This window comes from Nostocoides australiense Ben110 (assembly GCF_001050535.1).
Taxonomy (GTDB): Bacteria; Actinomycetota; Actinomycetes; order Actinomycetales; family Dermatophilaceae; genus Nostocoides_A; species Nostocoides_A australiense.
This window is the reverse complement of sequence record NZ_HG764815.1, coordinates 1,722,715-1,733,664: the sequence shown is the minus strand read 5'-3', so window position 1 is coordinate 1,733,664 and position 10,950 is coordinate 1,722,715. Positions and strand designations below refer to the sequence as shown.

At 68.1% G+C, this 10,950-nt stretch carries 21 protein-coding genes; 19 read left to right on the top strand and 2 right to left on the bottom strand.

Annotated elements, in window-relative coordinates; translation table 11 throughout:
* Positions 1-385 precede the first annotated feature (385 nt).
* Positions 386-1,405: a hypothetical protein gene (locus BN11_RS08310; RefSeq protein ID WP_162213192.1), complete on the top strand. Its 1,020-nt coding sequence runs from the start codon at positions 386-388 to the stop codon at positions 1,403-1,405.
* Here the strand turns inward: BN11_RS08310 and BN11_RS08305 are convergent.
* On the bottom strand, positions 1,395-1,955 hold the full coding sequence (locus BN11_RS08305) for a GNAT family N-acetyltransferase (RefSeq protein ID WP_083433617.1): 561 nt from the start codon (positions 1,953-1,955) through the stop codon (positions 1,395-1,397). The genes BN11_RS08310 and BN11_RS08305 overlap by 11 nt on opposite strands.
* 1 nt (position 1,956) lies before the next feature.
* A complete protein-coding gene (locus tag BN11_RS08300; protein ID WP_048696515.1) occupies positions 1,957-2,478 on the bottom strand; it encodes a mycothiol transferase in 522 nt (173 codons plus the stop codon).
* 422 nt (positions 2,479-2,900) lie between these two features.
* On the opposite strand from BN11_RS08300, the gene rpsJ reads away from it, so the two are divergent.
* From rpsJ to rplR, 18 genes are all read left to right on the top strand, one after another.
* Positions 2,901-3,209 (top strand): 30S ribosomal protein S10, encoded by a 309-nt coding sequence (gene rpsJ, locus BN11_RS08295; RefSeq protein WP_019146773.1) that lies wholly within the window; start codon positions 2,901-2,903, stop codon positions 3,207-3,209.
* Positions 3,210-3,218: 9 nt separating this feature from the next.
* Complete coding sequence (gene rplC / locus BN11_RS08290; RefSeq protein WP_048696511.1) at positions 3,219-3,875, top strand: 50S ribosomal protein L3; 657 nt, start codon at positions 3,219-3,221, stop codon at positions 3,873-3,875.
* A gap of 2 nt (positions 3,876-3,877) precedes the next feature.
* Complete coding sequence (gene rplD, locus BN11_RS08285; protein WP_048696510.1) at positions 3,878-4,492, top strand: 50S ribosomal protein L4; 615 nt, start codon at positions 3,878-3,880, stop codon at positions 4,490-4,492.
* Positions 4,489-4,788 (top strand): 50S ribosomal protein L23, encoded by a 300-nt coding sequence (gene rplW / locus BN11_RS08280; RefSeq protein ID WP_048696508.1) that lies wholly within the window; start codon positions 4,489-4,491, stop codon positions 4,786-4,788. The genes rplD and rplW overlap by 4 nt, the downstream gene beginning before the upstream one ends.
* A 16-nt stretch (positions 4,789-4,804) precedes the next feature.
* The gene (gene rplB / locus BN11_RS08275; protein WP_048696506.1) at positions 4,805-5,641 is read left to right on the top strand and encodes a 50S ribosomal protein L2; all 837 of its coding nucleotides are present in this window, start codon (positions 4,805-4,807) and stop codon (positions 5,639-5,641) included.
* Positions 5,642-5,656: 15 nt separating this feature from the next.
* On the top strand, positions 5,657-5,938 hold the full coding sequence (gene rpsS, locus BN11_RS08270) for a 30S ribosomal protein S19 (protein WP_048696504.1): 282 nt from the start codon (positions 5,657-5,659) through the stop codon (positions 5,936-5,938).
* Positions 5,939-5,949: 11 nt separating this feature from the next.
* Complete coding sequence (gene rplV / locus BN11_RS08265) at positions 5,950-6,336, top strand: 50S ribosomal protein L22 (protein WP_048701072.1); 387 nt, start codon at positions 5,950-5,952, stop codon at positions 6,334-6,336.
* On the top strand, positions 6,336-7,142 hold the full coding sequence (rpsC, locus tag BN11_RS08260; protein ID WP_048696502.1) for a 30S ribosomal protein S3: 807 nt from the start codon (positions 6,336-6,338) through the stop codon (positions 7,140-7,142). Before rplV ends, rpsC begins: the two co-directional genes overlap by 1 nt.
* 7 nt (positions 7,143-7,149) lie before the next feature.
* Positions 7,150-7,569: a 50S ribosomal protein L16 gene (rplP, locus tag BN11_RS08255; protein ID WP_048696501.1), complete on the top strand. Its 420-nt coding sequence runs from the start codon at positions 7,150-7,152 to the stop codon at positions 7,567-7,569.
* Positions 7,569-7,802, top strand: coding sequence for a 50S ribosomal protein L29 (gene rpmC / locus BN11_RS08250; protein ID WP_048696499.1), 234 nt, complete (start codon positions 7,569-7,571; stop codon positions 7,800-7,802). The genes rplP and rpmC overlap by 1 nt, the downstream gene beginning before the upstream one ends.
* 5 nt (positions 7,803-7,807) lie before the next feature.
* On the top strand, positions 7,808-8,095 hold the full coding sequence (rpsQ, locus tag BN11_RS08245; protein ID WP_048696498.1) for a 30S ribosomal protein S17: 288 nt from the start codon (positions 7,808-7,810) through the stop codon (positions 8,093-8,095).
* Complete coding sequence (rplN, locus tag BN11_RS08240; RefSeq protein ID WP_048696496.1) at positions 8,092-8,460, top strand: 50S ribosomal protein L14; 369 nt, start codon at positions 8,092-8,094, stop codon at positions 8,458-8,460. Before rpsQ ends, rplN begins: the two co-directional genes overlap by 4 nt.
* A gap of 5 nt (positions 8,461-8,465) precedes the next feature.
* On the top strand, positions 8,466-8,801 hold the full coding sequence (gene rplX, locus BN11_RS08235; protein WP_048696494.1) for a 50S ribosomal protein L24: 336 nt from the start codon (positions 8,466-8,468) through the stop codon (positions 8,799-8,801).
* Positions 8,801-9,370, top strand: coding sequence for a 50S ribosomal protein L5 (gene rplE / locus BN11_RS08230; RefSeq protein ID WP_048696492.1), 570 nt, complete (start codon positions 8,801-8,803; stop codon positions 9,368-9,370). The genes rplX and rplE overlap by 1 nt, the downstream gene beginning before the upstream one ends.
* Position 9,371: 1 nt before the next feature.
* Positions 9,372-9,557: a type Z 30S ribosomal protein S14 gene (locus BN11_RS08225; RefSeq protein ID WP_048696490.1), complete on the top strand. Its 186-nt coding sequence runs from the start codon at positions 9,372-9,374 to the stop codon at positions 9,555-9,557.
* A 91-nt stretch (positions 9,558-9,648) separates the two neighbouring features.
* The gene (gene rpsH / locus BN11_RS08220) at positions 9,649-10,047 is read left to right on the top strand and encodes a 30S ribosomal protein S8 (RefSeq protein ID WP_048696488.1); all 399 of its coding nucleotides are present in this window, start codon (positions 9,649-9,651) and stop codon (positions 10,045-10,047) included.
* 12 nt (positions 10,048-10,059) lie between these two features.
* The gene (gene rplF / locus BN11_RS08215) at positions 10,060-10,599 is read left to right on the top strand and encodes a 50S ribosomal protein L6 (protein WP_048696486.1); all 540 of its coding nucleotides are present in this window, start codon (positions 10,060-10,062) and stop codon (positions 10,597-10,599) included.
* Positions 10,600-10,601: 2 nt separating this feature from the next.
* The coding region (rplR, locus tag BN11_RS08210) for a 50S ribosomal protein L18 (RefSeq protein WP_053084041.1) at positions 10,602-10,950 on the top strand (349 nt) is incomplete at its 3' end.

Genomic DNA, 10,950 nt, shown 5'->3' with positions numbered 1-10,950 from the left:
GGGGCTCCGCCCCCCGTGGACCCCCCACGAGGAGCGGCCCCCACACGGGGTAAGCCCCGTGAAAGAACAGAAGAGCGCGGCACCCGTTTCGCGGGTGCCGCGCTCTTCTGTTTCGGGGCGCCGAGTGCCCCACGCCCCCAGCGATCCCACACCGTGTCTGTGCCCGGGGCGGCTGCCGAGAGGCCAGCCAGACTTACGAAGTTCTTACGGCCAACGTCAAGCCCTTGCCCTTGGCCGGGGCGGGCACGCTGCACTGCGGTTCATGACTATCGTGACTCGTCGGTGCGGCGCCCGGATGGCGGTGGTGAGCGTGTTCGCCGCCTTGACCGCGGCCGGGCGGTTGCGGGCGCCGCCGTGGCGACCTGGCGGGAGATCCCGTCCGTACTTGACGGCGAATGCGCGGTATGAGGACGTGGCCGCGGTGAACTCGACGCTCGCGTGGGCCGTTGGCTCGGAAGGCGAGACCGGGGCCCCACGGGAGGTGCTCATCCGCTGGAATGGCACTGCCTGGCGGCGCACCGACCTGCCAGGCGTCATCCGGTTGACGGGCGTCAGCGCGGACGCCACGAATCGGGCGTGGATCGTCGGACAGGCCGGCCCCGGAGATCCCTGGGGCGAGAGCCCGTATGCCGGCCGACTCACCGCCTCAGGATGGGCCCCGGCGACTAACGGCATCGCCCCAGGAGCAGTCCCCACCGCAGTTGCCACCCGCGGATCGACCACCATCCTGGTCGGCTACCGCCCGGCCGTCTACACGGCCTTCCCCGTTCTGTTGCAATGGAACGGCTCTCGGTGGGAGAGCCCGCCGCTGAACGCGCCGAAGAACGAGGGCGGGTTCAACGATGTTGCCGTCGCCGGGGACGGGTCGGTCTTCGCGGTGGGCGCCGGCAATGACACGCAGAGCGAATCTGGTGGCCTGATCCTCTCGCGACGCGGTGGGCGCTGGCACACTCATCGGATCGTGAGCGCATCGGGTCGGGTCGACCTCTTCGGCGTGTGGGGCGGATCGGCGAAGGAGGCGTGGGCGGTCGGCGTCAACCACGGAAACGACTACGTGGACACGCCTCTGGTCCTGCGCTGGGATGGCACGGCCTGGCGCCGGATGTCGGTCCCACTCAAGGACGTCCAACTCCTCTCGGTCACCAGAGACAGCACGGGGGCCGTCTGGGTGTCGGCGCGAGACCGCGGCCAGCGCGACATACCGCTGCTTGGTGCGCCCGTTCTGCGATATGCGGCCGGCGCCTGGTCGGTTCACTACTTCCCGCGCACCTATCCCGCGCGGGCGCCGGAACTAGATGACCTCGCCGCGGTCCCCGGTTCGAGCCGCGTCTGGGGAGTGGGCTCTCAACCGCGTCTGCACGGGAGCCTGCTGAAGAACTTCGGCCTGGTCGCGGTCAACCGCTAGCGATCCAGTCGGCGCGGGTGATCTCAGCGAGCCACTCGCCCTGCTCGGCGCCGGGGAGCGGGTCCTCCCAGGGCCGCACCTCCACGCGGGTATGCCGCATACCCAGCTTGTCCATCACCGAGCGGCTGCGCGCGTTGACCACCATCGTCTCGGCGACGATGCGCTCCAGGCCGACGGTCTCGAAGCCGTGCCGGATGATCTCTCGGGCGCCCTCGGTCGCCAGGCCGCGGCCCCACGCCCACGGGTGGAGACGCCAGCCGATCTCGGCCAGCCCGGGACCTTCGGGGGTCAGGAGCCACCACCCGACGAAGCGGCTGCGCTCGAGCCCGCACCAGTAGCCGAGGCCCATCGCGTCGTGCGTCGGGTCCAGTCGGGCAAGGGTGCGCTCGCGGACCTCGTCCGCCGTGCGCGGCCGGTCGAGGAATTCCATCACCACCGGATCGGCGTCGAGCGCTTCCAGCTCCGGCAGGTCGTCCCACGTCAGCGGCCGCAGGGTGAGCCGCTCAGTGGTCAGGATGGGTTTCCCGCGCGGCGTATGCCGCGGACTCACCTCAGTAACCGATCGACCAGTCGGCGAGCAGCCCGCGCAGGTATTGCGCCTGCGCGATGTGCGCCACGGCGTCGTCGATGACGCTGACCAGCCGCACCCCGCGGGTCACGGGCGGGTCCCAGCGCCGGTCGACGATGTCGTCGAGGTCGGCCTCAGTGAGGCCGCGGACATATGTCGTGGTCGCCTCGAACACCGCTTCCAGGTATGCCGTCAGCAACCCCGGGTCGTCGACGCGCACCTTCGCCACGTCCTCAGGGGAGTCGCCGAACCCCATCGCGTCGTCCGGCCGGTCGAGGGCGAACCGGCCGATGAAGCCGGCCGCACGCCATACCTCCTGCGTCCCGGCCAGCTCGGCGACCTGCACGTCCGCCTGCCGCGCGGAGTGCCAGAGCAGCCAGGCGATCGAGGAATGCCGGTCGTCGGGCATCCGATGGAGCGTGTCGCCGTCCAGGCCGTCCAGGACCTGGCGAGCGGAGTCCACCGGCCGTCCGGCGGCGTCGATCAGCACATCACGAGCATCCATACCGACGAGCTTGCCACCCCGAGGCGAGCCTTTGGGCAGGTTTCTTGCGGTGCGCATCGCGAACTTCCCGCGGCGGACCGATAACAAGTGGCACTGGGCGGAAAAGTGCGAAGGGCTCCGGATTTGGCCTGGCTCGCGCGGCATGGCAAGATAGTCAGGTTGCTTGACGCGAGGCGTCGATCCTGTGGGTCGCCCGCCGCAGCAGGTGCGAACGAATCGAACCGCTCTGGGAGCGGGGCGACACACCGGCGCCGCGCAAGCGTTCGGCTCCGGCCGGGCCATTCGATTCCCCCGAAGGATCGCAGGGAACTGCGCGCCTTCGGGAGCGGAGCTAGGGCGACACGCCCGACCGCGGGGGTCGGAGGCCAGACGGGGCCCTCACGGATTTGTTAGTTGGACGGCGAGAGAGAGACGACCAGAAGATGGCGGGACAGAAGATCCGCATCCGGCTGAAGTCGTATGACCACGAGGTCATCGACAGCTCGGCGCGCAAGATCGTCGACACGGTCACCCGCGCGGGCGCCACCGTTGTCGGCCCGGTGCCCCTGCCCACGGAGAAGAACGTCTTCGTGGTCATCCGGAGCCCCCACAAGTACAAGGACTCCCGAGAGCACTTCGAGATGCGCACGCACAAGCGCCTCATCGACATCATCGACCCGACGCCCAAGGCCGTCGACTCGCTGATGCGTCTCGACCTGCCGGCGGACGTCAACATCGAGATCAAGCTCTAAGAGGACGCCATGACTCACGCAACCACGCGCTCCGTCAAGGGTGTGCTCGGCGAGAAGCTCGGCATGACCCAGGTCTGGGACGCCGACAGCCGGCTCATCCCGGTGACCGTCGTCAAGGCCGGGCCCTGCGTCGTCACGCAGGTCCGCGGCGCCGAGACCGACGGCTACGACGCAGTCCAGATCGCCTACGGCGAGATCAACCCTCGCAAGGTCAACCAGCCCATGGGGGGCCACTTCGACAAGGCCGGCGTGACCCCGCGCCGCCACGTCATCGAGCTGCGCACCTCCGACGCGGCCGACTACACCGTCGGCTCCGAGGTCACCGCCGAGGTCTTCGAGGCCGGCCAGAAGGTCGACGTCTCGGGCACCACCAAGGGCAAGGGCTTCGCCGGCGTCATGAAGCGCCACGGCTTCAAGGGTGTCTCCGCCTCCCACGGTGCGCACCGCAACCACCGCAAGCCGGGTTCGATCGGCGGGTGCTCCACCCCGGGCCGCGTCTTCAAGGGCATGCGTATGGCCGGCCGGATGGGCGGGGTGCGCCAGACCACCCAGAACCTCACCGTGCACGCCGTCGACGCCGACAAGGGCCTGCTGCTCATCAAGGGCGCCGTCCCCGGCCCCCGCGGTGGCCTCGTCCTCGTCCGCTCCGCCGCGAAGGGAGCCTGAACATGACCGCCAAGACCGTCACGGTCGACCTTCCCGCTGAGATCTTCGACGTCCAGACCAACGTCCCGCTGATCCACCAGGTCGTCGTCGCGCAGCTGGCCGCCGCCCGTCAGGGCACGCACGCCACCAAGACCCGCGGCGAAGTCCGCGGTGGTGGCCGCAAGCCCTACCGTCAGAAGGGCACCGGCCGCGCCCGCCAGGGTTCGACCCGCGCGCCGCAGTTCGCCGGCGGTGGCACGGTCCACGGCCCGCAGCCGCGTGACTACAGCCAGCGCACCCCCAGGAAGATGAAGGCCGCCGCCCTGCGCGGTGCCCTCTCCGACCGGGCCCGCCACGACCGCATCCACGTCGTCGAGGCCCTCGTCACCGGCGAGACCCCCTCGACCAAGCAGGCCGCCGAGCTGCTCGCCGGCCTGACCGAGCGCAAGAACCTGCTGGTCGTGCTCGACCGCACCGACCTGGTGTCGCTGAAGTCGGTGCGCAACCTCGACAACGTCCACGTCCTCGCGGTCGACCAGCTCAACACCTATGACGTGCTGTGCGCGGACGACGTGGTCTTCACCAAGGCCGCCTTCGACACCTTCGTCGGCACCGGCGCCCAGGAGGACACCAAGTGAGCACCGTGCACAAGGACCCCCGCGACATCCTGATCGCGCCGGTCGTCTCCGAGAAGAGCTACGGCCTCCTCGAGGAGGGCAAGTACACCTTCATCGTCGACCCGCGCTCGAACAAGACCGAGATCAAGATCGCCGTCGAGCAGATCTTCGGCGTCAAGGTCGACTCGGTCCACACGATGAACCGCCCGGGCAAGGCCCGCCGCACCCGCTTCGGCATGGGCAAGCGCAAGGACACCAAGCGTGCGATCGTCACCCTCCGCGAGGGCACGATCGACATCTTCGGTGCGGGCGCCTAAAGGAGCTTAGGTAGACATGGGAATCCGCAAATACAAGCCGACGACCCCGGGTCGTCGTGGCAGCAGCGTCGCCGACTTCGTCGAGGTCACTCGCAGCACGCCGGAGAAGTCGCTGGTCAAGCCGCTCTCCAAGTCCGGTGGGCGCAACGCCTCCGGGCGCATCACCACCCGGCACATCGGTGGTGGCCACAAGCGCGCCTACCGCGTGATCGACTTCCGTCGCCACGACAAGGACGGTGTGCCCGCCAAGGTCGCGCACATCGAGTACGACCCCAACCGCACCGCTCGCATCGCGCTGCTGCACTACGCCGACGGCGAGAAGCGCTACATCCTCGCCCCCAAGGGCCTGGAGCAGGGCATGGCGATCGAGAACGGTCCGGGTGCCGACATCAAGCCGGGCAACAGCCTGCCGTTGCGCAATATCCCGACCGGTACGGTCGTGCACGCGGTCGAGCTCAAGCCCGGTGGGGGCGCCAAGATCGCCCGCTCTGCCGGCGTCCGCGTCCAGCTCGTCGCCAAGGACGGCCCCTTCGCCCAGCTGCGTATGCCGTCCGGTGAGATCCGCAATGTGGACCTGCGCTGCCGCGCCACCATCGGTGAGGTCGGCAACGCCGAGCAGTCCAATATCAACTGGGGCAAGGCCGGCCGTATGCGGTGGAAGGGCAAGCGCCCGACCGTCCGCGGTGTCGCGATGAACCCGGTCGACCACCCGCACGGTGGCGGCGAGGGCAAGACCTCCGGTGGCCGTAACCCGGTCAGCCCGTGGGGTCAGCCCGAGGGCCGCACCCGTCGTCCTGGCAAGGCGAGCGACAAGATGATCGTCCGCCGCCGCCGCACCGGCAAGAAGCGCTGATAGGAGCTTTTCGACATGCCACGCAGTTTGAAGAAGGGCCCCTTCATCGACGGCCACCTCCAGAAGAAGGTGGACGCTCAGAACGCTTCGGGCTCGAAGAACATCATCAAGACCTGGTCGCGCCGGTCGGTCATCGCGCCGGACTTCCTCGGTCACACCTTCGCCGTGCACAACGGCCGCACCCACATTCCGGTCTTCGTGACCGAGTCGATGGTCGGCCACAAGCTCGGCGAGTTCGCCCCGACCCGCACGTTCAAGGGTCACATCAAGGACGACAAGAAGGGCCGTCGTCGATGAGCGAGGAGATCATGGAAGCCAAGGCGGTCGCCCGCCACGTGCGGGTCACCCCCCAGAAGGCGCGCCGCATCGTCGACCTGATCCGCGGCAAGCAGGCCGTGGACGCCGTCAACGTGCTGCGCTTCGCGCCGCAGGGTGCGTCCGAGCCGGTGCTGAAGGTGCTGCAGAGCGCCATCGCCAACGCCCGGGTCAAGGCCGATGCCGCGTCCGAGGCGTTCGACGAGCGTGAACTCGTCGTCTCCGCCGCGTTCGTCGATGAGGGCCCCACGATGAAGCGGTTCCGCCCGCGCGCCCAGGGCCGCGCCGGCCGCATCAACAAGCGCACGAGCCACATCACCGTCACCGTCGCGCCGAAGTCCACGGCTTCGAACAACGCCGGAAAGGCAGGCACCCGCTAATGGGTCAGAAGGTCAACCCGCACGGCTTCCGGCTGGGCATCACCACCGACCACAAGAGCCGCTGGTTCGCCGACTCCACCAAGGAGGGTCAGCGCTACCGCGACTACGTCAAGGAAGATGTCGCCATCCGCAAGCTCATGTCCCAGGGCATGGAGCGCGCCGGCATCTCCCGCGTCGAGATCGAGCGCACCCGTGACCGCGTGCGTGTGGACATCCACACCGCGCGTCCGGGCATCGTCATCGGCCGCCGCGGCGCCGAGGCCGACCGCATCCGCGGCGAGCTCGAGAAGCTCACGGGCAAGCAGGTGCAGCTGAACATCCTCGAGGTCAAGAACCCCGAGATCGACGCGCAGCTGGTCGCCCAGGGCATCGCCGAGCAGCTCGCCGCGCGTGTCACCTTCCGGCGCGCGATGCGCAAGGGTATGCAGTCCGCGCTGCGTTCGGGCGCCAAGGGCATCCGGATCCAGTGCTCCGGCCGCCTCGGTGGCGCCGAAATGTCGCGATCGGAGTTCTACCGCGAGGGCCGCGTGCCCCTGCCCCCCCTCCGCGCCAACATCGACTACGGCTTCTTCGAGGCCAAGACCACCTTCGGCCGCATCGGCGTGAAGGTGTGGATCTACAAGGGCGACATGACTGAGAAGGAGTTCGCTGCGCAGCAGGTCAACGCCCCGCGCGGCGGCGCCCGCGGTCCGCGCCGTGACCGTGACGACCGTCCCGCGCGCGCCCGCCGCGACGCGGCGCCGGCCACCACCGAGACCGCCGAGGCGAGCGCACCCGCCGCCGAGGCTGTTACCGAAGGAGCGTGAGCGCGCCATGTTGATTCCGCGTCGCGTCAAGCACCGCAAGCAGCACCACCCCGGTCGCTCCGGCATGTCCAAGGGCGGCACCTCGCTCGCCTTCGGTGAATACGGCATCCAGGCCCTCGAGCCCGCCTACGTCACCAACCGGCAGATCGAGTCCGCTCGTATCGCCATGACCCGCTACATCAAGCGTGGCGGAAAGGTCTGGATCAACATCTACCCGGACCGTCCGCTGACCAAGAAGCCCGCCGAGACCCGCATGGGTTCCGGTAAGGGCTCGCCCGAGTGGTGGATCGCCAACGTCAAGCCGGGCCGCGTGCTATTCGAACTCTCCGGTGTCCCGGAGGACGTCGCTCGCGAGGCCATGCGCCTGGCGATGCACAAGCTGCCCATGAAGACCCGCTTCGTCAAGCGTGAAGGTGGTGACATCTGATGGCTATCGGTAGCAAGGACCTGACCCCCACCGAGCTGCGCGGCCTCGCCGACGACCGCCTCGTCGAAGAGCTGCGCAAGGCCAAGGAGGAGCTGTTCAACCTCCGTTTCCAGTCGGCCACCGGTCAGCTCGAAAGCCATGGCCGCCTGCGCGCCGTCCGCAAGGACATCGCGCGGATCTACACCGAGATGCGTGAGCGCGAGCTCGGCATCGGCACCGGACCGGAGGCCTGAGCACGATGAGCGAGAACACTGTGGAAGAGAAGTCGAGCGTGGAGCGCAACTACCGCAAGACCCGCCAGGGCATGGTGGTCAGCGACAAGATGGACAAGACCGTTGTCGTCGAGGTCGAGGACCGCGTCAAGCACGCCCTCTACGGCAAGGTCATGCGCAAGAGCCACAAGGTCAAGGCGCACGACGAGCAGAACGCTGCCGGCGTGGGTGACCGCGTCCTGATCATGGAAACCCGTCCGCTGAGCGCCTCGAAGCGCTGGCGCGTCGTGGAGATTTTGGAGAAGGCCAAGTGATCCAGCAGGAATCCCGCCTCAAGGTTGCCGACAACACCGGCGCCAAGGAGATCTTGTGCATCCGCGTGCTCGGTGGCTCCGGCCGCCGGTATGCCGGTATCGGCGACACGATCGTCGCGACCGTCAAGGACGCCATCCCCGGCGGCAACGTCAAGAAGGGTGACGTCGTCAAGGCCGTCGTCGTGCGCACCACCAAGGAGCGCCGCCGGCCGGACGGCAGCTACATCCGCTTCGACGAGAACGCCGCCGTCATCCTCAAGAACGATGGTGATCCGCGTGGCACCCGCATCTTCGGCCCGGTGGGCCGCGAGCTGCGTGACAAGCGCTTCATGAAGATCATCTCGCTGGCACCGGAGGTGCTCTGACCGCCATGGGCAAGATGAAGATCAAGAAGGGCGACACCGTCCAGGTGCTCACCGGCAAGGACAAGGCCAAGCAGGGCAAGGTCATCGCCGTCGACACCGAGAACCAGCGCGTGACCGTCGAGGGCGTCAATCGCGTGACCCGGCACGTCAAGCCGGGCACCCGCGGCACCGGCGGCCTCGTCGTGCAGGAGGCGCCGATCCACGTCAGCAATGTCGCGGTCATCGACCCCACCGACAAGAAGCCGACCCGCGTCAAGACCCGCGAAGAGCAGGTCGAGCGCGACGGCCGCACCAAGACCACCCGCGTGCGGGTCTCCGCGCGCTCCGGCAAGGACATCTGATGACTGAGACCGCAGCCCCCGCCGCCAAGCCGCGGCTGAAGACGCGCTACCAGGACGAGATCAAGTCGGCCCTGCAGGACCAGTTCAACTTCGGCAACCCGATGCAGGTCCCCGGCGTCGTCAAGGTCGTCGTCAACATGGGTGTCGGCGACGCCGCCAAGGACTCCAAGCTGATCGAGGGCGCGATCAAGGACCTGACCGCGATCACCGGCCAGAAGCCGCAGATCACCAAGGCCCGCAAGTCGATCGCCCAGTTCAAGCTGCGTGAGGGTATGCCGATCGGCGCCCACACGACGCTGCGCGGCGATCGCATGTGGGAGTTCCTCGACCGCCTGGTCACGGTGGCGCTGCCGCGTATCCGTGACTTCCGCGGCCTGTCGCCGAAGCAGTTCGACGGCCGGGGCAACTACACCTTCGGCCTGACCGAGCAGTCGATGTTCCACGAGATCGACCAGGACAAGATCGACCGCGTGCGCGGCATGGACATCACGGTCGTGACGACCGCCACGAACGACGACGAGGGACGCGCGCTGCTCAAGGCGCTCGGCTTCCCCTTCAAGGAGAACTGACATGGCCAAGACCGCCCTGAAGAACAAGGCTGCCAAGGCCCCCAAGTTCAAGGTTCGCGGCTACACCCGCTGCCAGCGTTGCGGGCGTGCCCACTCCGTCTACCGCAAGTTCGGCCTGTGCCGGATCTGCCTGCGCGAGATGGCGCACCGCGGCGAACTGCCCGGCGTGACCAAGTCCAGCTGGTAACCCAGCCACCCACCCAGACCACCACTACATCGCAGGTCCGCACCCGGCATACCGGGAGCGGAAACCGTGGTGAGAGAGGGCGAATCAGCCCATGACCATGACTGACCCGATTGCGGACATGTTGACCCGCGTCCGGAACGCCAACTCGGCGCACCACGACGAGGTCTCCATGCCCTTTTCGAAGCTGAAGTCGCACATCGCCGAGATCCTCCAGGCCGAGGGCTATATCGCCTCCTGGGCGGTCGAGGACGCCGAGGTCGGCAAGACCTTGACGATCAACCTCAAGTACGGCCCCAACCGGGAGCGCTCCATCGCCGGCATCCGCCGCGTGAGCAAGCCCGGCCTGCGGGTCTACGCGAAGTCCACCAACCTGCCCAGGGTGCTCGGCGGCCTCGGCATCGCGATCATTTCCACGTCGTCCGGCCTGCTCACCGACAAGCAGGCGGCTAGCAAGGGTGTGGGTGGGGAAGTCCTCGCCTACATCTGGTAAGGGAGCCTCGACATGTCTCGAATCGGACGTATGCCGGTGACCGTTCCCTCGAACGTCACGGTCACGATCGACGGCCAGCAGGTCACTGTCAAGGGCCCCAAGGGCGAGTTGACGCACACCGTCGCCGAGCCGATCACGGTCGCGCAGGGCGACGGCAACGTCGAGGTCACTCGGCCCAACGACGAGCGCACCGCGCGCTCGCTGCACGGCCTGACCCGCACCCTGATCAACAACATGGTCCTCGGGGTCACCGACGGCTATGAGAAGAAGATGGAGATCTACGGCACCGGTTATCGCGTCATGGCGCGCGGTTCCAACCTGGAGTTCGCTCTCGGCTACAGCCACCCGATCACCGTCGAGCCGCCGGCCGGCATCACCTTCGCGGTCGAGAACCAGACCCGGTTCTCGGTCCAGGGCATCGACAAGCAGCTCGTCGGTGAGGTCGCCGCCAACATTCGCAAGCTGCGCAAGCCCGACCCCTACAAGGGCAAGGGTGTCCGCTACGCGGGCGAGCAGATCCGCCGCAAGGTCGGAAAGGCTGGAAAGAAGTAGTCATGGCAATGATCGTCAAGCGCGGCAAGTCCAAGGCCGCCGCCCGTGGCCGTCGCCACGACCGCATCCGCAAGCACGTCGCCGGCACCACCGAGCGGCCCCGCCTCGTCGTCTCGCGCAGCAGCCGGCACCTGTTCGTGCAGGTCGTCGACGACACCGTCGGCAAGACGCTGGCCAGCGCCTCCACCATGGAGGCCGACCTGCGCGCCTTCGACGGTGACAAGACCGCCAAGGCCAAGAAGGTCGGCGAACTGCTCGCCGAGCGCGCCAAGGCCGCCGGCGTCGAGTCGGTCGTCTTCGACCGGGGCGGCAACAAGTACCACGGTCGCGTCGCCGCCATCGCCGATGGCG

Bases quoted from the DNA above. Each gene is read 5' to 3' on its own strand.
- BN11_RS08300 (WP_048696515.1), bottom strand. From the start codon at position 2,478: ATGGATGCTCGTGATGTGCTGATCGACGCCGCCGGACGGCCGGTGGAC.
- rpsJ (WP_019146773.1), top strand. From the start codon at position 2,901: ATGGCGGGACAGAAGATCCGCATCCGGCTGAAGTCGTATGACCACGAG.
- rplC (WP_048696511.1), top strand. From the start codon at position 3,219: ATGACTCACGCAACCACGCGCTCCGTCAAGGGTGTGCTCGGCGAGAAG.
- rplD (WP_048696510.1), top strand. From the start codon at position 3,878: ATGACCGCCAAGACCGTCACGGTCGACCTTCCCGCTGAGATCTTCGAC.
- rplB (WP_048696506.1), top strand. From the start codon at position 4,805: ATGGGAATCCGCAAATACAAGCCGACGACCCCGGGTCGTCGTGGCAGC.
- rpsS (WP_048696504.1), top strand. From the start codon at position 5,657: ATGCCACGCAGTTTGAAGAAGGGCCCCTTCATCGACGGCCACCTCCAG.
- rplV (WP_048701072.1), top strand. From the start codon at position 5,950: ATGGAAGCCAAGGCGGTCGCCCGCCACGTGCGGGTCACCCCCCAGAAG.
- rpsC (WP_048696502.1), top strand. From the start codon at position 6,336: ATGGGTCAGAAGGTCAACCCGCACGGCTTCCGGCTGGGCATCACCACC.
- rplP (WP_048696501.1), top strand. From the start codon at position 7,150: ATGTTGATTCCGCGTCGCGTCAAGCACCGCAAGCAGCACCACCCCGGT.
- rpmC (WP_048696499.1), top strand. From the start codon at position 7,569: ATGGCTATCGGTAGCAAGGACCTGACCCCCACCGAGCTGCGCGGCCTC.
- rpsQ (WP_048696498.1), top strand. From the start codon at position 7,808: ATGAGCGAGAACACTGTGGAAGAGAAGTCGAGCGTGGAGCGCAACTAC.
- rplX (WP_048696494.1), top strand. From the start codon at position 8,466: ATGGGCAAGATGAAGATCAAGAAGGGCGACACCGTCCAGGTGCTCACC.
- rplE (WP_048696492.1), top strand. From the start codon at position 8,801: ATGACTGAGACCGCAGCCCCCGCCGCCAAGCCGCGGCTGAAGACGCGC.
- BN11_RS08225 (WP_048696490.1), top strand. From the start codon at position 9,372: ATGGCCAAGACCGCCCTGAAGAACAAGGCTGCCAAGGCCCCCAAGTTC.
- rpsH (WP_048696488.1), top strand. From the start codon at position 9,649: ATGACCATGACTGACCCGATTGCGGACATGTTGACCCGCGTCCGGAAC.
- rplF (WP_048696486.1), top strand. From the start codon at position 10,060: ATGTCTCGAATCGGACGTATGCCGGTGACCGTTCCCTCGAACGTCACG.